Here is a 23,319-nt window from a genome sequence, read left to right on the forward strand (position 1 = left end):
TCCGTCGGGGTGTCCCTCGCCAGGCGGGCGGCCATCACACGGCGCTCTCGGGGTCGGCCTGGAGCATGCCAGCAATCCGGCCGACTTCACGCGGAAGCCGCGCGGCCCGAGCGGGGCAACGGGAAGCCGTCCATCCTTGGCGATGCGGTAGGCCGACGCGCGCGCGAACCCCAGCAATTCAGCGGCACGTGCAATGGAAGTGGTTGCGCTGGAACGTATACCGGCGAGCAGGTCCCATGTCTCATGTGTTCATGTGAACCATGAGACCCGTTCTTGTAATCCTTGCGCAAGCTGTTTTAGTATCAACTGTATGCCTGACAACGTGATACCGAAAGGCACCGTGTCCGCCGTACGCCTCCCCGATCCCGGACGGGGAGAGGGAGATCCGACCATGGACGGCGCGATTCCGGCCCTGGATTCGGCCGTGGTGGTCGAACTGGTCGGCCACCCTCACCGCTACGTGGTGCGCGTCGAGCCGGGGCCGGACGGCCCGGTCGTGGTGGAGCTGCGCATGATCAGCGACACCGCCGCCCCGATCGACTACGTGGCTATCAAGTCGGTATCCGTGCGCCGTCTGGCCTACGCGGCTATGCAATGGCTGACCGGCGCGGGCGGACAGTTCGCCCACCCCGGCGACGCGCCTGACACCCTGGCCCGGCCGGAGGCGGCCGACGGCATCCGCCGCCAGCGCAAGGCAGATGACGCGCTGCTGACCGAGGTCTCCGAGCACGCGGCCTACGCCGTAGCACATGGGTTCCGCGTCAAGGAACACGTGGCGGAGCGGATGCACGCCAGCACGGCTACCGCCGCGCGGTGGCTGGCCAAGGCCAAGGCGGAGGGATTCATGCCCGACGTCCCTCTCCCGAAGCGCAAGAAGGGAGGCGACAACCCCGGGACGTAGCAACCCAATTACCTACCGAGAGAACAGAGCTCACCACGAGAGGCAAGACTGTGACCGAAGACACCAAGGCCAAGCCCAAGTCACGCCGGGCCGAACCGATCGACAAGCGCACCGCCAAGAACGGCAAGGTGACGTGGACCTTTCAGCTCGACGTCGGCACCAAACCGGACGGCACGCGCGACCGTGAACGCTTCACGTTCGATTCGCAGACCCAGGCGCGCCGGGAGTACCGCCGGATCTCCAGCGAGGTCGCGGCTGGAACATACGCCAAGCTCCTGGACATCACCGTGAACGAAGCGTGTGACCAGTGGCTGACCGGTCGGCGTGGAATCCGCCGGATCACCCTGGAGGGATACCGCAACGACTTGAAGCCGGTCCGCCGCCGGATGGGCGGAAAGAAGTTGGCGCAGCTCACCAAGGCGGACGGGGACGCGCTGGTGGACTTCATGCTGAGTGAGGGGCGGCGTTCACACCGCCACTTTCGGCCGGACTCCCTCATGTCGCAGGTGACCGACTTCATCGGACGGCACCCCGAAGGCATCACGGCCGACCAGATCAAGGCGCGGTTCCCGGATAAGGACGTTCACACTTGCCTGTCCGGTCTCATCCGGGACGGCCGGGTGGTCCGCCTCCGGCGTGCAACCTACGTCCTGGCGCAGCCTGCCGAGACCACCACCCCGGCGGCGTCCGGGTCAAGCCGGTCACGGTCCGCTCCACCCTCACCACGTTCGGAATGGTGGTGCAGTCCTACACCGATCAGGGGGCACTGCCCCGCAACGTGATCGCGCTCGTGGAGCGGCCGAAGGATGACATGCCCGAGGATGACGAGGACAACGCCGACACGGCGAAGTCCTGGAGCCTAGCGGAGGTCGAAACCTTCCTGTCGGCGGCCAAGGTCGAACGGCTGTACGCGGCCTGGCTCATGTCGGCCTACGGGATGCGGCGATCGGAAGTGCTCGGCATGCGGTGGACCCGGTTCTCCGACGAGGCGCTGAAGGTCCGGCGCGGCCGGGTGGCGATCGGCACCGAGACGGAGGAGAACCTGCCCAAGTCCAAGCGCAGCAACCGCGATATTCCGCCGCCCGCCGAACTGGCCGCCGCGCTGCGGGCGCTGAAGACTCGGCAACGGCGCGAATGCCTGGCCCTGGGTATCGAGTGGTCGGACGATCGGCTGATCGTGGTGGACGAAGTGGGAGAGGCCATCCGGCCCGAGCGGTACTCGGATTCGTTCCAGCGCTTGCGGAGCCGCGCCGGGCTGCGGCGTATCCAACTGAAGGGACTGCGCAATACCTCGGTGAGTCTCATGCTCGCCCAGGGGATTCCGGTGCACATCGTGGCGGCGTTCCACGGCCACAATCCGAGCATGAGCCTGTCGGTCTACTCCGACGCGCAGCCGGAGGACTTGCAGGCGGCGGGAGCATCACTGTTCGGCTGAGTCCGAATACGAGAAATGCCGAGAATCTGCGGTTAGGCACATCCTCGGCACATCGGGATTGAAATTTAGCGGAGCTCCCCCGAAGGGGAGCATCGAAACCGCCTCTTACCGGGTACTACTCTGTCGGGCTGACAGGATTTGAACCTGCGACCACTTGACCCCCAGTCAAATGTACGTACCCGATAAGGACATTTCGCGCACGGAACGCTCGTTGTTCCTGTGCGCATAACGAGCATAGCCACTGCTCACGGGGATTGCGGGCAGATTGGGTGGTCCACGATCGGTCCACAGGAACGGCTCAGGTCGGGTGTCTGGTCCACGATTGGTCCACAGATTCGGAGGCAATCCTGCGCGGCTCGATGTCGTTTGGGACTGCTGCACGATCAGGTGACAGGTTCGATCACGCGGCCTGACTGGCCGGTGGGGTCATGATGGTCTCGTATTCGATCGGCGTCAAACGACCGAGGGCGGTTTGTCGTCGCCGACGGTGGTAGGTCCGTTCGATCCAGGTGACGATCGCGATGCGCAATTCCTCACGGCTGCACCAGGATCGGCGGTCCAGGACATTCTTCTGCAGCAGCGCGAAGAAACTCTCCATAGCGGCGTTATCGCCGGCCGCCCCGACTCGGCCCATGGATCCGGCCATGCCGTGACGAGTTAAGGCGCGCACGAACTTTCGGCTCCGAAATTGCGATCCACGATCGCTGTGCAGAACACAACCGGCCACGTCACCGCGGCGCGCGACTGCGTTGTTGAGCGCGTGGACGGCCAATACCGATTTCATCCGGGAATCGATGGAGTAACCAACGATCCGGTTGGAATAGACGTCCTTGACCGCGCAGAGATAGAGCTTGCCCTCGCCGGTCCAATGTTCGGTAATGTCAGTGAGCCACAAACGATTCGGGGCGTCAGCGGTGAAATTGCGAAGCACCAGATCGTCGTGGACCGGCGGCCCGGCCCTGCCCTTGCCGCTGCGCTTCTTGCCGAACACGCTCCACCAGCCCCGGGCCGAACAGAGCCGCCACGCGGTCCGGTCGGCCATCGGCACGCCCGCGGCGCGGGCCTCGTCGGCCAGGAATCGATAGCCGAATTCGGGGTCGTCGCGGTGGGCGTCGAACAAGGCGTTGGCCCGGTAAGCCTGCTCGAGTTCGGTGTGGGTGACCGGCTCGGCCAGCCATCGGTAGTAGGGCTGACGGGCCAGTCCCAGCACCCGGCACGTCACCGTGACGGGAATTCCGTCTCCGGCCAGCTCGCGGACGAGCGGGTAGGTCATTTTCCCGGCAGATTCGCCTGCGCGAAATAGGCGGCGGCCTTCTTGAGGACTTCGTTCTCCTGCTCCAGCAACCGAATTCGCCGTTTCGCTTCCCGAAGCTCGGCCGACTCGCTCGTGCTGGTGCCCGGTTTGGTTCCTTCGTCGACGTCGGTTTGGCGCATCTATTTCGACAGCGTCATCGGGTGGACCCCGAAATCCGCGGCGATCTGCTCCAGCGTCACCCCGGCATCACGATTGCGAGCAACCCGCACGACATCGTCACGGAACTCACGGGGGTAGGGCTTGGGCACAGCGACATCCTTCCAGCCTGCCCGACGGCAAGCCAACTCGGTTGTCACCTATCCGTGCAGCAGTCCCTTTGACACAGAAATCGCGGTCGCTGTCCGGCTGATGATCCTCATCAGATCGGGCAGGGCAGCGTCGATGCAAGGTTCATTACAGAAACCCTGCGGCAACGATCCGAGTAATGCAGAGCAGGCCCAGACCAGGGGCCACGAGCGCGACTGCGGGATTTGTGTGCGCACGATCGTCTTGATAGCAGTACAGGGCGGCGCCGGCCGTTATCTACACCGCACCCAGGAAGTCAACGATGATGCTCATGTGTTCATGCAGTTGAGGCGCTGCAACTGGTTGGTGCTCAGCACGTCGCGGCTTGTTTCTTAGTTGGAAGGCGATCGGCACGGCGGACTCTTCGGCCAGCGATCCAGTTTTCGAGAATTCGGAGGTCAGTTCGGCGCCCGCATCCAGTAGTCGTGGCCGCCGCGCCACCAGCGCGGAATACGGCTGACCGGCATGAGAGTGTTTGGTGCACAAAGCAATTACGGTCACGATATTGGTGTCGGTCCCGTGCACCGCTCGTTGCAATGACCTGTCCGGAGGGAAACCCGGCTTATTGGATCAGTCGGGCGTACACGGCCTCGGACGCCCTGAGAATGAGGTTCGAGGCCGCGCCACCCGGCTTGGATAGGTTGTTCGTCAGCGGTCGCCGCCGCGGGCGACGCAGTGCAGGATGCCGTGGAAGCCTGCTTCGCAGTAGGCGCCGGCGTAGGACAGGCGCGGTCCGAACGGTCCGTTGTCGTTGGCGACCTGGCTCAGGTCCGGGTTGCCGCCCGGCTGGGTGTAGGGGCGGCTGAAGTCGTAGGTCGCGCGCGGGTTCGGATCTGCGACGTATTGAATGGTGGGAACCGCTATTCCCCACGGTCCCACCGGCAGGTTCACCATCTGAATGCTGTTGAGGTCGCAGCCGATGGTGCCGTCGGGCATGATCGCGCAGTTGCGGTCGCCGTAGCTGAAGTACATCGAGCCCTCGGGTGCGGCCTGTGCGGAGGCGGCTGTTGCCAGCGGCAGCGCCAGGGCGGCCGCGATGGTTGCGGTTGCCAGGATCGCCGATCGCTTCATGTCGATACTCCTTCGTTCAGTGATGGTGTCGGGCACTGGCCAACTGGCGATCTATTGGATTGCCAAAGAATAGCCAACTCGATTCTAATGATCAGGAAACATCAGACGTTTGTCAACCTTCAGTGAATTGAGGCTCAATTTTCAGCATTTTGCTAACGCCTGCTGGATTGGCGCGGTGCTGTCACTGGGGCCGATGGATTAGCCCTCAGATTGCCATAAAAAGACTTGCGCCGGGCCGTCTGGTAGTCGCCGTTGAGCGAGTTGCGGGGCTGGGGGGGCAGGAGCGAGTCCTCACGGTGCGACGGCGATACCGAGCGACATCGCTCCCAACACCTTCGGCGCGACCTTCTGGTAGAAGCGGTCCATGTCGCGAATCTCGAATCCCGCCGATTCGATCAGGCCGCGAGTATCACGATTCAGATGGCAGCCACCTGCCACGGCGTTTTGTAGCGGATTGCATCGGTGCTGCCACTTCTGCACTTTCGTGTCCGGTGCGAGACCGTGTTCGACGAAATGCAGTGTCCCGCCGGGGGTCAGGACGCGGCGCAGTTCGGACAGTGCTGCCGCGACATCGGGAATGGTGCACAGCGTCCAGGTCGACAGTGCCGCATCGAAACTGTTGTCCGAGAAAGGCAGTGATTGGCCGTCCAGTCCGGCGCGCTCGATCGGAACGGTCGAGGCGGCTACTCGCGAGGCTGCCATGGCCCAGGCACGGTCCGCGGGTTCGACTGCACTGACCGACACAACGGACGCCGGATAGAACGGCACGTTGCGTCCAGATCCGAAGCCGATCTCGACTACGCGTCCGGACAGGTTCGCGCAGGTACGCTCCCGCACCGGGTCGAGCATCGTCGAACCGCAGGTCAGGTCGACGAACCTGGGCAGCATCCGATCTTCGTAGAATCCCATTCAAGCCAGCTTTCGGTCGAGGGGGAGCGGAGTCGGCGTTGACTGCGCGTTGCTGTCGTCGAGTGCGTTCCGGATGAAAACGCCGATCTCTGCGATTGCGGTGCGTGCCTCGGGCAGTAGATCGGCGCCGAATTGGAATACGTGGAGGGCGTTGTCCCAGATCTGCAGCGTGAGAGGCACATTCGCTTCTCGGTACCGATCGGTGAGCGATTCGGCATCAGACAGGACTACTTCGGTATTGCTGACCTGGATCAGGGCCGGTGGCATGCCGGTGAAGTCGTGGTTCACCGGTGACCACAGGGGATCGAGCTTGCCGTCGCGGGCGAAGCCGACCGATGCCAGCACCGACGTTGCGCGCGCCGAGAGCATGGCATCGCGCTTGTCGTTGGGGTGCGCTGCGCGGCGGGTGGAGTCCAAGTCGGCGTAGGGCGCGAGGGCGGCGATCGCGGCGGGGACCGGTAGTCCGCGTTCTCGTGCGGCGAGCGCGGCGGCGAAGGTCAGCCCGCCGCCCGCCGAGTCGCCCGCGAAGACGATCCGCTCAGGTGAGAATCCTTGCGCGAGTATGTGTTCGTAGGCGGTGACCACGTCGTCGACGCTGTCGAGCGGGTGCCCGTACGGCAGTTGCCGGTAGTCCACGTTCAGCAGCGCGACCCCACTGGCACGGGCGATGCGGGCGGCGAGGCGGCGGTGGCTGTTGAGCCCGCCGGTCGTGAACGCACCGCCGTGCAGATACAGGATCGCGCCGCGTCCGACCGCATCGGGGCCGGGATCGGCACGGTGCCACAACCATTCGGCACGGAACTTCTCGAACGTGATGAGCCTGCGCTGTGTCCCGCGCGGTGCGGGCAACAGCTTGCCGAGCAGATCAGCGAAGTTGGCCAATCGGAACGCCCGATCGCCGCGCAGCGGTCCGCTCTCGGCCAGCGTGGCGTACAGGTTCAAGAAGGGACGGAAGGTTACTCGGAGCAGCGCGTGGGCGATCCGCATCCGCATGCTCGCCTTGTTGACCACTTCGACGCGGACGACATCATCGCCCAGAACCTCTGCGGTCGTGTGGATGGTGTCGAGCTCATTCCCAGCGTGAGTGAAGTTGCTACTGCTCATACGTCCTCCAGCTGTCTTTCTTCGGTGTTCCGGCAACTTGACAGCAATAGTAGACCGAATGGTATACCTAATCTAGATTACAACAGTATCCAGATAGTGATGGATTCTGTCCATATATGCATCGATCCGAGGGTTCAGGTATGAAGCTCGTGGCGCTCGTATTGCTCGTTGTTCTGGCCCTGGTCCTGATGTACGACGGTGATCCCATGGACTTCCGGGGGCGGGAGAGGCGAGACTCGTATCGGGATCGGGAGCGTGGTATGCGGTCTTGTCGGCAGAGCGTGCAAAAACGGCTGTGCCGCAAGGAAAGTCGAGGAATTCTGGCCGATGATGCCATCGCAGGAGGGGCTGCGCCCGCAGCGCCGAGTGGCAGCTCGGCCGTCGGGTGTTGCCCGGGTGCCACGGGCGGCAAATTGGCGGATATTGCCACTACTGAAATAGTAGAAGTATGTGAATAATGACAATATATCAATGGTGTCGGATGTGGCGCTTGAGGCAAACCGTGACCGCGAAGCCGCTCCTCGGCGTGGAGGAAATATGACCACGAAATTCTTTGTGCACCAAGGCAATCGGATCGCCTACACGCGGGAGGGGGCCGGCAAACCGGTCCTGTTCCTGCACAACGGCGGAACGTCCCGGGACATCTGGGCTCACCAGGCCGCCGCGTTGAAGTCGAAGTACGAGGTCATCTGCCTGGACCATCTCGGTTTCGGGGAATCGGACCTGCCCGACTCGGGGTACACGATGCCCGAGTACGTAGACGCGTTGTCGGCGTTCATCGATCACCTGGGGTTCGAGCGGGTATCGGTGGTGGGCAACTGCATGGGCAGTGCCATGACCCTGCTGCTGGCTCAGCGTCGGCCCGAGGTTTTCGACGCCTTGGTTCTGATCAATCCGCTCACGCACGAGACCGCTCGGCGCGGCGTCATCGGGCTTGTGATGCCCGCCGCGGCCCGTCTGCCCAGGTTGTCGCTGGCTGTCGCCTCACGCATCCGGGTCCCCAAACTTCTGACACGGTTCGTGGTCGTGGCCCAGTACGGGCCCCGGGGCTGGAAGACCGGCACGTTTACCAACCTCCCCGGTGCGAGCCGGGCCGGCGCGGGCTGGAATACCCGTGGCCGTCTGCGAACCATGGCTGAATTGTTCGCAGACACTTCGGCTTTGAGTGAGATCGACCGGATGCGGCCCGGTGCGCAGTTCCCTCCCTTCGCTACGGTCTGGGGCAATGCCAACCTCGGCCTCTCTCCACGCGCCGGTCGCGATCTCAACCGAACCCTGCGACCCGACCGTGAAGTTTTCCTGAAGGGCTGTGGCCACCTGCCGATGATGGAAAATCCCGAAGCGGTCACCACAATCATCGACGAATTCCTGGGGAGCCCGCCACTGCGTCGATCTCCCGTCGTCGCGTCGGCCCCCGCGCTCGAAATGTCCTGAGGAACCCGGGTATAACCGACCTTGAATGGATCGCGATAGAGGTCGCACCGGCACAACGCAGGTGAAGTCATGCTCATCGTCACCACCGAGGGGACCGCTTCGGTACCTGTGGCGAACTGATCGGTACTCGAGGTGGACGCGCCCGGGATTGCGGACGACGACGGTGGGGGGATGGTCGTCGTCGAGTTGCTCGGCGGAGGCCTGGTATCGAGTTGCCGTTCGATACCAGGACGTTTTCCTAGGAGATGAGCATGAGTACTCAGAGTGCACCTACCACCGGCACCGTCGCGCGGCCGCAGTGGCGCAATATCGCCTCGCCTGCGCAGATTTGGCTGTTCCGAATGGTGTGGAGCGCCGGTGCGCTGGCGATCGCCGCGGCGGTGCTGCTGTTGATCGCGGCCGTTGCCGCGGACACCGCTGCCGGCCGGAACGGGCAGCCGGCGGGGGTTCTCGGGCTGATCGCGCTGGCGATCGGCGGAACGATTCTGATGGGCGGACTGCTCGTGCGGTCCAGATTCATGACGCTCGCCGCGCGGCAGGACATCGGCGCCATGGCGGGTTCGAGCGGAGGCAATGGCGACCGGCGCTGAGTTGGTCGCGGCGCGGCGGTGCTGTGTGCACCGGGCTCGCAACCGCATTCGATTCGAAGCCGCGTGTGCGAGCTTGATGGCGCGCCATGCCGGCATTGGATTACCTGCCGTTGTCAACCTGCGGATTGTCGCGGACGGGAGGTCGGGTGAGCGTCTTGTCGGTCGAGCGGCGTGACTGGATCATCGGCGTGCTGCTCGCTGTGCTGGTGGTAATCGGCGGCCTGGTTCAGGTCGTGATCGGGATACACGACAATCTGTTTCCCAATCGCGGAACCGTGGTTCCGGTGGTCGTGATGACGGCCTTCGCGGTGGCGGTGGGCCGACGCCGTCCGGCGCTGGGGCTCGCGTGTTCCTGGGTTCTGTGCGGGTATCAGATCGTCACCGGGGCACCGATTCTGGTGGTGCAGGTCGGATTGGCCGCGGTGCTGTTCGCCGCCGCCCGGTCCGGCGCCGAGGCGACCGTCCTCGCGGGATTGCTGTCGGTGCCGATGGGGGCACTGCTGGCGTACCTCGGATTGGGGACCTACAGCGGGTTCCTGGTCGCCGCGCTCTTCGGTGTCTGCTGGCTGGCGGGGCTGATGTTGCGGCGATCGGCTGTGCGCGTGCGTGATTCGCTGGCCTCGCAGCGAGTTGCCGAGCAGGACGCCGCGACCGCGCAGCGCGAGAGCCGGCAGGCCCGGGAGATCGCGCAGCTTCGTGCGGAGCAGGCCCAGCTCGCGCGCGATGTGCATGACGTTGTCGGGCACTCGCTGGGGGTGATCGTGGCTCAGGCCGAGTCTGCTCAATTCCTTCCCGATACCGATATCGGCGCGCTGCGCTCCTCCATGGCGAATATCGCTCGGGTCGCGCGTTCCTCGCTGCAGGATGTGCGCGGGGTACTCACCGCGTCGGCCTCGGGTGCCGAGGCGGGGGAGTTGCACACGCTGATCGAGACCGTGCGCGCCAGCGGGTACGCCATCACCGTCGAGAACCTCGGGACGGCCCGCGCGCTGGCGCCCGACTTGGCGACGGTCGCGTATCGCACATTGCAGGAAATGCTCACCAATGCCATCCGGCACGGCAGCAGGGGCGCTCCTGCTCGAGTCGAACTGTGTTGGAGTACAGATGAACTGCGAATCGAGGTGGTCAATCCGGTCGAGCCGGGGGCTGCTGACAGCCTCGGCGGAAGCGGCCGTGGGCTGGACGGCATGCGGCAGCGGCTGGAGTCGGTGGGCGGACGGCTCGAGATCCGTCACGATCCCGCCGAGGCCGGTGCGAGTACTGCCAGTTTCGTTGCCGCAGCGGCAGTTCCGGTACGGAGGATGATCTTGTGAGCGCGGCGCAGGACATCCGGGTACTGCTCGTCGATGATCAGGAATTGTTCCGCACCGGCGTCGCGGTGATCATCGACGCCCAGCCCGGCATGCGGGTGGTAGGCCATGCCGCCGAGGGGCTCGAGGCGATCGAGCGGGTCGAGGAACTCGAACCCGATGTTGTGCTCATGGATATCCGCATGCCCGGCATGGATGGGGTGGAGGCGACCCGCCAGCTGTTCGCCGCCGATCGGGCGGGGCGGCGTACCAGGCCTTTACGGGTACTGGTCCTGACCACGTTCAATCTCGATGATCGGGCCGCGACCGCGATTTGCCTGGGCGCCAGCGGATTTCTCCTCAAGGACACCACCCCGGTCATGCTGTGCGAGGCGATCCGCACCGTGTACAGCGGCAATGCGGTCCTCGCGCCTGCTGATCTCGCTGCCCTTCTCGAGGGGCAATTCCGCACTCGCACACCGGTTCCCGTCGCCTACGGCACCTTGACCGACAAGGAACGAGACGTCTTCATCGCCGTCGCGAAGGGCAATTCCAATCTGGAGATCGCGGGCCTGCTCTTCGCGGGCGAATCGACGGTGAAAACCCACGTCGGCGCGATCCTGCGGAAACTGGGCCTGCGAGACCGCGTACAGATCGTCGTCTATGCCCACGAACACGGACTGGTCTGAGCCGCGAGCGGAAACGCGTGGCGATGAACCGCCTACGCCGGAGGTTCGGTGACATCCGGTCGAACGGTGAGCCAATCACGCTCGAGTGCACCGAGTTCCGTGCACGGAGGCTCGCCGTAGAACCATTCCCGGCCGATACGGTGCCAGTTCCCGATCGCCCGGAGCCTGCCCAGCAGCGCGAGGGTTCCGTACTCCACCCGGCGGGCGAGTGCGTGTTCGGCCGGGGCGTGCTCGTCTCGCCAATACTCGAAGTAGCCGCGGCGCGGATCGAGGAATGCCAATAGCGCGTTCGCGCCGGCGTCCTCGCTGATGCGGATGTCGGCGTCGGTGAGCAGCCACCCGGAAACCTCGTGCAGCAGGCGCAGGCAGTCGGCCGCTGGAAAAGGGGAATCCTGTTCCAGTACACCGTAATCGACCATCAGCGCACGCAGATCGCCGCCACGGTATTCCGCGCCCGCCCGGGCGCAGTCGAGTTCGAAGGCCACTGCGGACTCGTCCATCCGCTTGACCAGGCCGAAGTCGAGGAAGACCACCTTGCCATCGGGTGCGAGCAGGATATTGCCGGGGTGGGGATCGCCGGTGAAGCGGCGCTCACGCACCATCGATCCCATGTAGAAGCGCACCAGGATTTCCCCGACGCGGTCGCGTTCGGTGGCGGCAAGTGCGGCGATGTCCTCGAAGGGCATTCCCTCAGCGAGTTCGGTCACCAGCACTCGCGCCGTGCACATCTCGATCTCGATCTCGGGAATTCGAATGAACGGGTGATCGCGGAAGAGTCCGGCCATGGCCAGGTGGTTCTCGGCCTCGATCCGGTAGTCGGTCTCTTCGGCCAGATGAGAGGTCAACTCGCGCAACAGCGCATGATCGGAGACCGCTGGGGCCACACCGCGCAGCATCCGGATCACCAGCCCGAGGTTCTTCAAATCGGCGCGGATGGCGATATCGATGCCGGGGTACTGGACCTTGACCGCGACCGCGCGACCGTCCGCGAGCCGGGCGCGGTAGACCTGTCCGATCGAAGCGGCCCCGATCGGCTGCTCGTCGAACTGGGCGAACACCTCGCCGAGTGGACGCCCGTAGTCGCTTTCGATGACCGCGCGCATCTTGTCGAACGGCACGTGTGAACTCTGGTCGAAGAGGGTCGCGAGGGTCTGCTGGAACCGCTCGCGCTGGCGGGTGGGAATGGCGTCGGTGCCGAATGCGCTCAGCAGGTCGAACATCGACAGCAGCTGCCCGGCCTTCATGGCCAGGCCCTTCATGGAGCCGAGCACATTGACGATGTCCTCGGCCGCGTTGATGAGGGCGCGCTCGGTGCGGGCATGGCGCTCTTCCTCGGTGTCGCGGACCATCGCGAGCGACACTCCGGCCCCGCGCACGACCTGTCCGGCAACCAGTTTGCCCAGTTGAGCCCCTCGTTGCGCCCGGGAAGTCGGGATCTTCTTCGTCATCGGACCAGCCTCCTCAGCCGCTGTCCGAGATTAGCAGACGCAGACGTCCGCTAATTGGGCGATTCGGGGCCGCGCAGACCCTGCGCGAGCACGGTGGTCACCGTATCGATATAGCGACGCCGGTCCTCGTGCCCACGTCCCTGCAGTGTTTTCATCACCGGGGGGATGGTCAGGGCCAGCAGCATCCAGCCCGCGTCCTCGGTGTTGACGTCATCGCGCAGGACGCCCGCGTCGGCGGCACGGGAGAGGAATCGGCCGACGGTGGCGGAGAGGATGCCGCCGAGGCCCAGGATGCGGGTATTGAGTTCGTCGTCGATGCCCGGCAGTTCGAAAAGCATGGACTGCATCAGCGACGGGTCGGATTCGGCGATGTGACACATGCGCTCGACCGCGTCGGTCCAGATCTGGATCAGCTCGTCGAGGTCGATTTCGCGTTCGAAGGACGCGGGATCGAATGCGTCACCGGCGATCTGGGTGATCAGCCGGTCGAGTCCATAGTTCACGACCTCGTCGAGGACCGCGCGTTTGCTGTCGAAGTACCGGTAGAAGGTGCCGTATCCGACTCCCAACTCGGCGGTGATGTCCGCGGCCGTCGACGCGGCGTAGCCCTTGGTGGTGAACACCCGATAGGCGGCCTCGATCAGTTCGCGCCGGCGTCGCTCGGTGTGCTGTTCGTCGCGGGGCCTGCCGGGTCCACGCTTGGCTGGTTCGGTCATCGAGCACATCGTATGCGCCCGCCTCCGCGGCCAGGTCGAGCACACCTTGTGGGCTCCACTCTTGCGCTCGCGTCTGGGACGGCTTAGTTTGATGACACATTCATCCGCTAATTGAGAGCTGATCGAAGCACGATCCTTCGTTCGCGGTCGAGTGGCGACACAGGAGTTGCCGATGCCTCTGCACAAATCGAACCTCAATTGCCCGATGCGGCCGTCAGTGATGAACCCGACGACGGCCACGAACGCCGGACGCGGGAGCGGCACATCGCACAGTGCCGCCGCTGCACACTCCCCGAATCTGGAGCCGATCATGAATACCTTTGCGTTCCTGCACACCCAGCACGCCGCCGTGCAACCTGTCGACGACAGCGTTCTCGACACCGCCGCACTGGTTTTCACCATCGAACGCGTTATCGACGCACCGCTGCAGGCGGTCTGGGACGCGGTCGACGGAGACCGGGCGTGGAGTTGGTTGCCCTTTCCCGGTGTCGGCGTCCGCTACGACTCGCCCGCGCGCGGGGCCGGCGTCGTGCGCGAGATGGGTTCGGTGTTCGGGATATCGCGCATGCTGTGGGTCGAGCGCGAGAAGTTCTGGCGTTACGAACCGAACCGGCGCATCACCTTCGGTGTCGTGAGCGGGAACTGGCTGCAATACCTGCTGGTGCGCCAATACGCCGAGGACATGCGGTTCGCCGACCTCGGGAACGGCGGGACGAAGGTCGAGTGGACGATCGCGGTGACTCCGCGACTACCGCTGCGTTTTTCGACCTGGGCACCACCGGTATGGCGGGCGGCGTACCGATTCTTCGGCATCGGCCCGCTTTTCAGCAGGCATGTCGCCGCGCTCGCATCCTCGACCGCGCCCGCACTGCGGTCGATCGACACCAACGGACACACTTCGGCGCGGCCGAGTGATCACCGGGCCGAGAAAGGCGCCAAATGAGCCAAATGAGTCGAGACAATATGGCCACCACCGAGTCCACCACCGAATCCGCTGCCGAACAGCCGCAGCATGAGGTCGTCGTCATCGGCGCCGGTATCGGCGGTATCTGCGCGGGGGTGAAGCTGCAGGAGATCGGGGTCGAGGATTTCCTGATCGTCGATCGCGTCGGCGGGCTCGGTGGTACCTGGTACAGCCATAGCTATCCCGATGCGGGTTGCGATATACCGAGCACGACGTATCAGTTCTCGTTTGCTCGTAAACCGGACTGGGACAGGCTTTTCGCCAAGCGCGATCAGATTCTCGAGTACCTCGAGCAGGTCGCCGGTGACTACGATCTGCCGCGCCGGATGCGATTCGACACCACGATCGTGCGTGAGGAGTGGGACGACGAGGCCGCACTGTGGCGGCTGCATCTGGAGTCGGGTGAATCGATCACGGCGCGCTTCGTGATCAGTGCCGTGGGCGCGTACATCAATGCGAAGACGCGGCCGAACATTCCCGGACTCGACTCCTACACCGGGGTTTCCATGCACCCGGCGCAGTGGAATCACGAGTACGACTTCGCCGGTAAGCGGGTTGGCATCATCGGGGTGGGCGCCAGCACCATGCAGATCGCGCCCAAACTCGCCGCCCAGGTCGCGCATCTGGACATCTACCAGCGCACGCCGCAGGTGTACCTGCCGAAACCGGATTTCGTACTTCGCCCGTGGATGCAGCGGCTGCTCGCGCTGCCGGGTGGCTCCGCGGTTGCCAACGGACTGGCGCAGGCGGTGGTCGATTCGCTGCTGCGATTCGCGATCTACACACCGGCGCCGGCGTGGAAAGCCGGTGCGCGTGTGGTGGACTTCCTGGGCCGTCATGCGTACTCGGGCTGGGTGCGATTCAAGGTGAAGGACAAGAAGACCCGCGAGGTGCTGCGCCCGGGCTTCGGCATCGTGTGCATCCGAGGTGGCGCCGGCGGTGAGTATCTGCCCACGCTCAATCGTGAGAACGTCGATCTGATCACCACGGGGATCGCGGAGATCACCCCGAACGGAATCCGCGCCGCAGACGGTACCGAGCGGGAAATCGATGCGTTGATCGTGGCGACCGGGTACGAGGTGTTCTCCGATCCGGAGAGCTACAAACCCGGAACCGTCCTCGGCCGTGACGGTTTCGACCTCGGCGTCTTCTACAACACCGAGGAGCTCAAGGCGTACTACAGCACCTCGGTCGCCGGTATTCCGAACCGCTTCATCATGATCGGGCCGTACTCCTGGACCGGCACCGCGTTCCACTATTTCGTGGAGAACGCCATGCGCCATATCGCCACGGTTATCGACGAGACCCGCCGGCGCGGTGCTGTCGCGGTGGAAGTGCGCCCCGAGGCCCAGGAGCGGTTCCATCAGGCGATGATCCGCAATGGGCGAAATCTGTCGTACTACTTGGAGACCCGATGCGAGGGCTCCAATACGTACTTCGTGAATTCGCAGGGCAAGTCGCCGTACCTGCGGCCCTGGTCGCTGTGGAAGACCTATCGCAAAGCCACTCGCTTCGACCGCGAGGATTACCGCTATCGCACCGTCCGAGCCGTTGAGCCCGCGCGCGAACCGGCAGCTGAACTGGCTCGCGGCTGAGGTCGTACCGGTACCGATGGAACTGAATGACTGACCCTGAGTGCGCGCTGCATGCTCGGGGTCAGTTGTCGTGGGGGAGTAGCAGATCAGCGCCTGCTACCGCGTGCGCGGCCGATCGCGTTGGACCACAACACTTTCGCGCCCGCACGGGCTTCGCTGAACAGCTCGCGGGCGGGGACCATGTGTTTGGTCAGTGCCACGGCGCGGGCCTTGGTCGCGGCCGATGCCTTGCTGAGATGGCCGCTGTCGAAGGGTGGCTGGGGGTCGTATTCGATCAGCAGCTGCGCGGCCTCGGCGCGATCGCGTCCTTCGATTTCGCCGACGAGCCACAGTCCGAGGTCCAGTCCGGCCGATACTCCGGCTGCGGTGATGATCTTCCCGTCACGCACGATCCGCTGCGTCCCATCGGGTTTCGCGCCGTAGCTCGCCAATACCGGCAGGGCGGCCCAGTGGCTGGTGGCGGGTCTGCCGGTAAGCAGGCCGGCCGCGGCCAGCAGTACCGAGCCGCTGCACGAGGACACCGTCCAGCGGGAGGTGGCATGCGCCTGACGCAGCCACGCGAGCAGTTTCTCATCGCAGGTGGTCTGCATGGTGGAGGTGAGAGATCCGCCGATGAGGATCAGGTCCGGCGCGGGCGTTTCGGCGAACGAGTGTGTCGCGGCCAATATCAGTGTGCCGCTGTCGGTGACGATCGGGCCGGGTTCGTGCCAGACGAACCGGATCTCCGGATCGGTGAGGGTGCGCAGTAGTTCGTACGGGCCGATGGTGTCGAGGGCGGTCATGCCCGGGTAGACGACGATGGCGATCTGCATGGTGGTTCTCCTTCTCAGGAATCGAAGGTGATCCGCACCGATATCGGGGTCGTCTGCAGACTGCGAATGGCCGAGACCGCCAACGCCGCGGTGATCGGATCGGAGCCGAAGGACCGGGCGCGTGCGAGGACGTCGTCGCCGTGGTCGAACACCGCGGTGCCGGTGCGCCACCGATTGCCCTGGCGGATCCGGACTTTCGGATGGGTGGTGATATTGGCGCCCCAGCCCGAACGGGTCCCGTGCTGGGAAATGACCCACGCGCCACTGTCATCGAAATTCGCGGTTACCACCACCGCTCTGGCCAAACCTGTTTTGCGGCCGGTGGTTTCGAGTTCGGTCGCGTACCGCGAACGGATGCCCGCGCGACGCAGCATCAGTACCACCGGATTCAAGGCCCGCTCGAGCGCGCGTTCCACTCTGAACTTGCGTTCCGGTCCGGCGGGACGTGCTCCCCGTGTACCCATTGTTTCTCTTCCGGTCGTGTGTTCTGGGTCGTTCATGCCGCGACGCACGGTTGTGGCTGCGGCCCAGCACTTCTAGGCATGCAATTGCTTCAGTGAGACGGCCGGCGCCGGTAACGCCGCGTGCGCGGCGTCGTAGAGGCGATGCGACGGAGACCACCGCCGGGCGAGTTCGTCGAGTTCGGTGTGGGTGCGTGGTTCGAGCACGGGGCGGCGCTCCAGCGTCGCCTGAGCCAATGCGCGCCGCAGCCCGGCCGCGTCGAAATCGGCCAGGTAGGCGGGCCGTCCGGGTTGCTGACGCCAGGAGTCGTGCAGCTCGCCCGCGTCGACGGCGGAGAAGCCGAGCTGCTCCACGAGCCACAGGAGTTCGCGCTTCTGCGCACCGGGCGATCCGGACACCGGCAATGCGATCCGTCCCGAGCGACCGGCAGTGCGCCCGCCGCGCTCGAGCGGGAACGGGTGAATGGTGTTGAACGCCTTGTATACCGTGCGGCCGAGCTCGTGTTGTACCCAGATGCTGTCGATCCCGCCGGGTTTGATCCCCGGGAGCGGCCCGTCTCGGCGGGGTCGATAGTTGCCGGCGTCGATCACCGGCGGTCCGTCGTCTGCGGCGAACGCCGTGGCGGCCAGCTCGGGAATCGCACGGTATGGGACGCAGAGAATGACGAGGTCGGCTTCGCTCGCGGCTTCCTCGCTGCGCACCGGGACGATGCGCGGGTAGGGCTTGAATATTCTGCTCAGGGTTTCGGGAGGTCCCGAGTTGGCAACGCGCACTTTGTATCCGGCCTCGAACAGCTTCCTCGCAAGAGTGCCGCCGAGCATGCCCGCGCCGATGACGCCGATGGTGCGCGTCATGAGGGCGCTCCCTCGGGAACGCTCGGCGGTGCGGTCATGTCCAGGCTTGCGTCATCGAGCGCACGCCGCACGAAGGCGCCGATCTCGGCGATCGCGGTGCGCGCCTCGGGCAGCAGGTCCGCGCCGGCCTGGAATACGTGGATGGCGTTGTCCCAGATCTGCACGGTGAGTGGCACATTCGCCTCCAGGTGCCGGGAGGCGAGCAGCTCGGTATCGGCCAGAAGCACCTCGGTGTTGCCGACCTGGATCAAGGCCGCGGGCATGCCGGTGAAATCGCGGTTCACCGGCGACCATCGTGGATCGATGTCGCCGTCGCGGGCGAAGCCGACCGTGGGCGGCACCGACAAGCCGTACGCCGAGAGCACGGCATCGGTCTCATTGTTGGGATGCGCACTGCGCGTGGTGGAGTCGAAGTCGGCGTAGGGCGCGATGGCGGCGATCGCGGCCGGCATCGGGAGACCGCGATCGCGGACGGCGAGGGCGGCGGCGAAAGCCAGTCCGCCACCGGCGGAATCGCCCGCGAACACGATCCGCGGCGGGGTGAACCCGCGCGCGAGCAGATGTTCGTACGCGGCGACCGCGTCGTCGATGCTGTCGAGCAGGTGGCCCTTGGGAAGCTGGGTGTAGTCCACATTCAGCAGCGCGACGCCGCTGGCGCGGGCGATGCGCGCGACGAGCCGCCGGTGGCTGTTGAGCCCGCCCGCGACGAACGCGCCGCCGTGGAAGTACAGGATCGCGCCGCGCTCGACCGCGTCCGGGCCCGGATCGTCGCGGTGCCACAGCCATTCGGCGCGGAACTGATCGAAGGAGACCGGTCGGCGCAGCGTTCCGCGCGGTGGAACCAACGGCGCGGCAAGGACATCGGCGAAATTCGCCACCCGGAACGCGCGGGCTCCACGCAGCGGCCCACTCTCTGCTATTCCGAAGTACCAGTCGACGAAGGGGCGGACCGTGGCCTTCAGCACCGAATGCGCGACCCGCATCCGCACGCTCGCACGATTGACCAGTTCGACACGGACGGTGCTGTTGTCCGGAGTCGTCTCCGTCGTGATCATCGTGTGCCCACTGCTGTAGCGCGTGGCCATATGTCCTCCAGAAAATTTCCCGAATCTTAAATACTCCTAGGACTAGGATTGCAGCAATATCCGCGTAACGCTACTATCTGAAAGTACTAGCCCAAGGAAGCGACAAGGGAGTCGACGATGGCCGATCTGTACAGAGCCAGCACTCGTGCCGGGCGGTTCGCGTGGACGTGACCGTAGTGACCGGCGCCGGCAGCGGGATCGGGCGCGCCACCGCACAGCGGTTCGCGCGCCGCGGTTCCACCGTGATCGTGTCTGATATCAACGACACGACCGGGAATGAGACTGTGGATCTGATCCGCGCCGCCGGGGGCAAGGCCGTATTCCGCCGCCTGGACGTCGCGGACCCCGACGATTGGGAGCACTTCGCGGCGTGGGTCTGCGGCGAGTTCGGCGTCCCGGATGTGCTGGTGAACAATGCGGGCATCCTCATCGGCGGTGGCTTCCTGGAGCAGTCCGGCGACGACTGGCGGCGCATGATTCAGGTCAACATGATGAGCCCGATCTTCGGGTCGCGAATCTTTGTGCAGCGCATGGCCGATGCCGGTAAGCGCGGGCATATCGTCAACGTGGCCTCGGCGGGAGCGTTCCTGCCCACCGGTGTCGCGCCCTCGTATGTGACGGCGAAGGCGGGGGTCTGGTTCGCCTCGCAGGCATTGCGAGCCGAATTCGGCAGCCGGAAGATCGGCGTGAGTGCCATCTGCCCCGGAGTGATCCGAACCAGCCTGGCGGCGAACGGAACCCGGGGCGGCTTCGACGATTCCGGCAGCAATGCCTGGGCCGACAGCCTGGCCGCAGGTCAGCGCTGGATGTTCCGTTCCCCGGAACGGGTCGCGGCGGCGATCGAACGTGCCGTGCGATGGAACCTTTCGACGGTTCCCGTCGGTGCCGAGGCCTGGCTGCTGTGGTACGTCAGCAGGCTTTCACCCGCCACGGTGCGCGGAGTGAGCGGAGTTGTGCGCATGCCTTTGGTGGACAAGGCGATCGAGATCACCGGCAAGGCCCTGGGAGGTGCACGATGAAGACCGCCATCATTACCGGCGCGGGCGCGGGAATCGGCCGTGAGACCGCGAAACTCTTCGCACGCAAGGACCATCGTGTCGTCATCGCTGATATCGATGACGCGGCAGCGGAATCGGCCGTCGAAGAGATCAAGGCCGACGGTGGCGAGGCGATCGCCTACCACCTCGATGTGCGCAGCGAACAGGAGTGGGAGAAGTTCGGCGGCTGGATCGGCACCGAGTTCGGCAGTGTGGATGTGCTGGTCAACAATGCCGGGATCATGGACCTCGGTGGTTTTGTCGCCACCTCTGTGGCGCAGTGGCAGCGCGTGGTCGATATCGACCTGATGAGCGTGGTCTATGGCTCCCGGGTCTTCGCCCGCCAGATGATCGACGCCGGCGTGCGCGGGCACATCGTCAATATCTCCTCCGGCGCTGCCTTCATGCCCTCGGAACTCGAACCCGCCTATGGCGTCGCGAAAGCGGCGGTCCTGATGGCCACACAATCGCTGCGTGTGGAACTGCGTGCGCACGGTATCGGCGTGACGGCCATCTGCCCGGGCGTGATCCGCACCAATCTGCTCGCACATGGTGAGCGCAACGGCTTGAGCGAGGAAGAGCAGCGCGCGTGGCGCGTGCAGGTCGACGCCGCGCAGACCGGTCTCGCCTACGCCGGACCCGACAAGGTCGCCCGCGTGATCGAACGCTCGGTGCGCCACAACTGGGCGATCGTGCCGGTCAATCCCGAAGCCTGGTTCATCTACGGGCTGATCCGGCTCTCGCCGACACTGGCCCGGGTCCTGCCCTCGGTGCTGTCGTTCGAACGGGCCGAGCAACTACTCGCCGTCGGCAAACCGCTGCTCGATCGGCTCTCGAAAGGCAAGGTCCTGTCGTGACGGTTCAACTCGATTACGAAGTCCTCGTGATCGGCGCGGGTTTCGGAGGTATCGGCGCCGCGGTTCAACTCCGCAAGGCCGGTATCGAGGATTTCCTGATCGTCGACAAGAACGCCGGAATCGGCGGCACCTGGTGGGCGAACACCTATCCCGGTGTGGCCGTGGATATTCCGTCGATCTACTACAGCTTCTCCTACGAGCCGCCCAAGAAATGGTCGCGCATGTTCGCCCCGGGCGCGGAGGTGCAGCAGTATGCCGAGCAGGTGGTGGATTCCTTCGACCTGCGCTCGAGAATACGATTGAACACCACCATCCTCTCGGCTGATTGGGATGAGCGGCACAATGTCTGGCGAGTGGCGCTGGTGGGCGGCGAAACCTTGGTGGCGCGCTACATCATCGGCGCGATCGGTGCGCTCGAGGTGCCGGCGCTGCCTGACATCCCCGGCTTCGACAACTACGGCGGCAAGGTGGTGCACACCTCGCGCTGGGATCATGACTTCGACTACTCGGGTCAGCGGATCGCGGTCATCGGCACGGGTGCCACTGCACTGCAACTGATTCCGGAAATGGCCGATATCGCGGAGCAGCTGACGGTCTTTCAGCGCACGCCCATCTGGGTCGCGCCCAAGCCGGACTTCCCGATTCCGGCGATCGTCCGCGATGCGCTGTTGAATGTGCCTGTACTGCGCCGTACCGTGCGGGCGGCCGTAACGGTCGGCATCGACTTCGGCCTCACCGGCATCGGTGTGTTCCACGAGCGGATACCGTTCTTGGCCAAGGCGCTCGAGCGCGGCGGCGCAGCCGGGTACAAGGTGTGGCTGCGGGGGGAACCCGAACTGGCCGAACAGTTGACCCCGCACTATGCGCCGGGATGTAAGCGCCCCTCGGTGTCCAACCGCTACCTGAAGACCTTCACCCAGCCGAATGTGCAGCTGGTGACCACGCCGATCGCCAAGATCACCGAGAACGGCGTGATGACCGAGGACGGCACCGAGCACGAGATCGATGTGCTGGTGTGCGCCACGGGATTCAAGGTCATGGGCAAGGGCACGACCCCGCCGTTCCCGACCCGCGGCGTCGGCGGCGCGGACCTGAACGAGTTCTGGGACGAGCACAAATTCCAGGCGTATCAGGGTGTTTCGGTGCCGGGGTTCCCGAACTCCTTCTTGATCACCGGCCCGTACGGTTTCGCCGCGGGCAGCTACCTCGCGATGATCGAATGCACGAGCCGCCACGCCGCCCGTGCGATCGCCGAATCCCGCCGCCGCGGCGCGACCCGGATCGAGATCAAGCAGGCGCCGCACGATGCGTACTACGCCAAGTACCGGGAGCGGTCGGAGAAGTCGCTGTGGCTCTCACCGGCGTGCGAGGGATCCAATACCTACTACGTGAACTATCAGGGTGACGCGGCGGCGATCCGCCCCAGTACTCACCTCGAAATGTGGTGGGGCAACAAGCATTTCCCGTTCGATGACTATCGATACGCTCGCAGTATGGTGGCCGCCGAGACGGGAGATCGCACACTCGAATCGGTGTGAGGGACACCTGATGCGACCCGGTATCCGCTGGCGGGTGGTGAGCAGGGGAGATTGATCGACAAGAGTGAATCACCGGCATCGCGGATGCCGGTGATTCGCCGTATGTGGGGATGAAATTGCGCGGTCAGCGTCGGGTTCAGGTCCCTCGGGCCACGCGTCATTCCTGCGCCGGTGAGAGCCTGATTACGGCGCGGAATGCTCGCTGGGTGCGACGGAATCGCGGAGTCGTTGAATCCACAGCGTGATGGTGTCGCTGAGCAACTGCGCCGACTCTTCCGCGGTGATGATGCCCGACGCGCTACCGATGGACAGCCCCGCGCCGGTGGCCGCGATCGCGCGCACAGCGCCGTCCACGCGCGCCCCGGATTGCGGAATATCCGCCGGAATGAATTCCTCCAGCAGGACTCGGCCCGATGCGATGACCCGTTCGAGGGTCGGCGCCGCGGTCTCGCGTTGCTCGCCGTGCCGGAAGATGGTGGTCAGATACTCCGCGCCGAGGGTGAGCAGTTCGGTATTGGTGGACGAGCGCGCCCACCAGTTCGCGAGGACGGCCAGCCGCTCCTGATCGCCCTCCGGGGCCGCCATGAGCGCGGGCGTCAGCTTCCCGAGTTCTCTGGACAGCGCGCGCTGGATCACTTCCAGGCACAGCGCCTCCTTGTTGTCGAAGTTGCTGTACAGCGCGCCGATGGTGCGTCCGGCCTCGGTGGCGATCGTCGTGATCGACGTGGCGTGACAACCCTGGGCGAAGAACAGCCGCTCGGCGGCGTCGAGCAGATCTTCTCGGGTTTGGGCCTGGCTTTCGGCTCGAGTCAATACTTTTCGACTTGCCACGATCTCTCGACCTCCCTGTGCGGTGCGACCCGTAGCTCACCCGTTCGTTGCCGCCTCTGTTGACGGCGGTCCTTTTTGGGATAATACTACTATGTGAA

At 64.9% G+C, this 23,319-nt stretch carries 23 protein-coding genes and 1 pseudogene; 12 read left to right on the plus strand and 12 right to left on the minus strand.

The annotated features are described in order from the left end of the window. Nucleotides 1–310 precede the first annotated feature (310 nt). The 3 genes from OG716_RS05355 to OG716_RS05365 are packed head-to-tail and all read left to right on the plus strand — an operon-like array spanning nt 311 to nt 2,336. The gene (locus OG716_RS05355; RefSeq protein ID WP_405136577.1) at nt 311–901 is read left to right on the plus strand and encodes a hypothetical protein; all 591 of its coding nucleotides are present in this window, start codon (nt 311–313) and stop codon (nt 899–901) included. 50 nt (nt 902–951) lie between these two features. Next, entirely contained in the window at nt 952–1,683 is a 732-nt protein-coding gene (locus OG716_RS05360) for a hypothetical protein (protein WP_405136578.1), read from the plus strand. A 29-nt stretch (nt 1,684–1,712) separates the two neighbouring features. Next, the gene (locus OG716_RS05365; RefSeq protein WP_405136579.1) at nt 1,713–2,336 is read left to right on the plus strand and encodes a site-specific integrase; all 624 of its coding nucleotides are present in this window, start codon (nt 1,713–1,715) and stop codon (nt 2,334–2,336) included. 400 nt (nt 2,337–2,736) lie between these two features. On the opposite strand, the pseudogene OG716_RS05370 reads toward OG716_RS05365, so the two are convergent. From OG716_RS05370 to OG716_RS05390, 5 genes and pseudogenes are all read right to left on the minus strand, one after another. Continuing rightward, nucleotides 2,737–3,899: pseudogene (locus OG716_RS05370) on the minus strand (IS3 family transposase). Nucleotides 3,900–4,173: 274 nt separating this feature from the next. Next, nucleotides 4,174–4,461, minus strand: coding sequence for a hypothetical protein (locus OG716_RS05375; RefSeq protein WP_405136580.1), 288 nt, complete (start codon nt 4,459–4,461; stop codon nt 4,174–4,176). A gap of 123 nt (nt 4,462–4,584) precedes the next feature. Then, complete coding sequence (locus OG716_RS05380) at nt 4,585–5,007, minus strand: hypothetical protein (protein ID WP_405136581.1); 423 nt, start codon at nt 5,005–5,007, stop codon at nt 4,585–4,587. Nucleotides 5,008–5,298: 291 nt separating this feature from the next. Beyond that, nucleotides 5,299–5,916, minus strand: a complete 618-nt coding sequence (locus tag OG716_RS05385) for a class I SAM-dependent methyltransferase (protein WP_405136582.1) — start codon at nt 5,914–5,916, stop codon at nt 5,299–5,301. Continuing rightward, complete coding sequence (locus OG716_RS05390) at nt 5,917–6,909, minus strand: alpha/beta hydrolase (protein ID WP_405139545.1); 993 nt, start codon at nt 6,907–6,909, stop codon at nt 5,917–5,919. It lies immediately after the preceding gene. A gap of 648 nt (nt 6,910–7,557) precedes the next feature. On the opposite strand from OG716_RS05390, the gene OG716_RS05395 reads away from it, so the two are divergent. From OG716_RS05395 to OG716_RS05410, 4 genes are all read left to right on the plus strand, one after another. Further along, on the plus strand, nt 7,558–8,454 hold the full coding sequence (locus tag OG716_RS05395; RefSeq protein WP_405139547.1) for an alpha/beta fold hydrolase: 897 nt from the start codon (nt 7,558–7,560) through the stop codon (nt 8,452–8,454). Nucleotides 8,455–8,705: 251 nt separating this feature from the next. Continuing rightward, nucleotides 8,706–9,044, plus strand: a complete 339-nt coding sequence (locus OG716_RS05400) for a hypothetical protein (RefSeq protein WP_405136583.1) — start codon at nt 8,706–8,708, stop codon at nt 9,042–9,044. A 146-nt stretch (nt 9,045–9,190) separates the two neighbouring features. Next, nucleotides 9,191–10,357 (plus strand): sensor histidine kinase, encoded by a 1,167-nt coding sequence (locus tag OG716_RS05405; protein WP_405136584.1) that lies wholly within the window; start codon nt 9,191–9,193, stop codon nt 10,355–10,357. After that, nucleotides 10,354–11,022 carry a response regulator gene (locus OG716_RS05410; RefSeq protein WP_405136585.1) on the plus strand — a complete coding sequence of 223 codons (669 nt, stop codon included), beginning with the start codon at nt 10,354–10,356 and terminating at the stop codon, nt 11,020–11,022. The genes OG716_RS05405 and OG716_RS05410 overlap by 4 nt, the downstream gene beginning before the upstream one ends. Nucleotides 11,023–11,054: 32 nt before the next feature. Here the strand turns inward: OG716_RS05410 and OG716_RS05415 are convergent, their stop codons facing one another. Beyond that, complete coding sequence (locus tag OG716_RS05415) at nt 11,055–12,470, minus strand: ABC1 kinase family protein (RefSeq protein ID WP_405136586.1); 1,416 nt, start codon at nt 12,468–12,470, stop codon at nt 11,055–11,057. A 50-nt stretch (nt 12,471–12,520) separates the two neighbouring features. Further along, nucleotides 12,521–13,186 (minus strand): TetR/AcrR family transcriptional regulator, encoded by a 666-nt coding sequence (locus OG716_RS05420; RefSeq protein WP_405136587.1) that lies wholly within the window; start codon nt 13,184–13,186, stop codon nt 12,521–12,523. Nucleotides 13,187–13,496: 310 nt separating this feature from the next. On the opposite strand from OG716_RS05420, the gene OG716_RS05425 reads away from it, so the two are divergent. After that, complete coding sequence (locus tag OG716_RS05425; protein ID WP_405136588.1) at nt 13,497–14,129, plus strand: SRPBCC family protein; 633 nt, start codon at nt 13,497–13,499, stop codon at nt 14,127–14,129. A gap of 5 nt (nt 14,130–14,134) precedes the next feature. Continuing rightward, nucleotides 14,135–15,745, plus strand: coding sequence for a flavin-containing monooxygenase (locus tag OG716_RS05430; RefSeq protein ID WP_405136589.1), 1,611 nt, complete (start codon nt 14,135–14,137; stop codon nt 15,743–15,745). 86 nt (nt 15,746–15,831) lie between these two features. Here the strand turns inward: OG716_RS05430 and OG716_RS05435 are convergent, their stop codons facing one another. The 4 genes from OG716_RS05435 to OG716_RS05450 form a co-directional block, all read right to left on the minus strand. Next, on the minus strand, nt 15,832–16,557 hold the full coding sequence (locus OG716_RS05435; RefSeq protein ID WP_405136590.1) for a DJ-1/PfpI family protein: 726 nt from the start codon (nt 16,555–16,557) through the stop codon (nt 15,832–15,834). A gap of 14 nt (nt 16,558–16,571) precedes the next feature. Beyond that, nucleotides 16,572–17,021: a nitroreductase family deazaflavin-dependent oxidoreductase gene (locus OG716_RS05440; protein WP_405136591.1), complete on the minus strand. Its 450-nt coding sequence runs from the start codon at nt 17,019–17,021 to the stop codon at nt 16,572–16,574. Nucleotides 17,022–17,093: 72 nt separating this feature from the next. After that, nucleotides 17,094–17,873 carry an NADPH-dependent F420 reductase gene (locus OG716_RS05445; RefSeq protein ID WP_405136592.1) on the minus strand — a complete coding sequence of 260 codons (780 nt, stop codon included), beginning with the start codon at nt 17,871–17,873 and terminating at the stop codon, nt 17,094–17,096. Continuing rightward, entirely contained in the window at nt 17,870–18,928 is a 1,059-nt protein-coding gene (locus OG716_RS05450; protein WP_405139549.1) for an alpha/beta hydrolase, read from the minus strand. The genes OG716_RS05445 and OG716_RS05450 overlap by 4 nt, the downstream gene beginning before the upstream one ends. A 191-nt stretch (nt 18,929–19,119) precedes the next feature. Here OG716_RS05450 and OG716_RS05455 point away from each other — a divergent pair, with 191 nt between their 5' ends. From OG716_RS05455 to OG716_RS05465, 3 genes are read left to right on the plus strand one after another with little or no spacing between them, the layout of a single operon-like run. After that, complete coding sequence (locus OG716_RS05455; protein WP_405136593.1) at nt 19,120–19,977, plus strand: SDR family NAD(P)-dependent oxidoreductase; 858 nt, start codon at nt 19,120–19,122, stop codon at nt 19,975–19,977. Beyond that, nucleotides 19,974–20,852, plus strand: coding sequence for an SDR family NAD(P)-dependent oxidoreductase (locus OG716_RS05460; RefSeq protein ID WP_405136594.1), 879 nt, complete (start codon nt 19,974–19,976; stop codon nt 20,850–20,852). Before OG716_RS05455 ends, OG716_RS05460 begins: the two co-directional genes overlap by 4 nt. Then, nucleotides 20,849–22,390, plus strand: coding sequence for a flavin-containing monooxygenase (locus OG716_RS05465; RefSeq protein ID WP_405136595.1), 1,542 nt, complete (start codon nt 20,849–20,851; stop codon nt 22,388–22,390). The genes OG716_RS05460 and OG716_RS05465 overlap by 4 nt, the downstream gene beginning before the upstream one ends. A 183-nt stretch (nt 22,391–22,573) precedes the next feature. Here OG716_RS05465 and OG716_RS05470 read toward each other — a convergent pair whose 3' ends face one another. After that, on the minus strand, nt 22,574–23,221 hold the full coding sequence (locus OG716_RS05470; protein WP_405136596.1) for a TetR/AcrR family transcriptional regulator: 648 nt from the start codon (nt 23,219–23,221) through the stop codon (nt 22,574–22,576). Nucleotides 23,222–23,319: the final 98 nt, after the last annotated feature.

This window comes from Nocardia sp. NBC_01388 (assembly GCF_045040085.1).
GTDB lineage: Bacteria > Actinomycetota > Actinomycetes > Mycobacteriales > Mycobacteriaceae > Nocardia.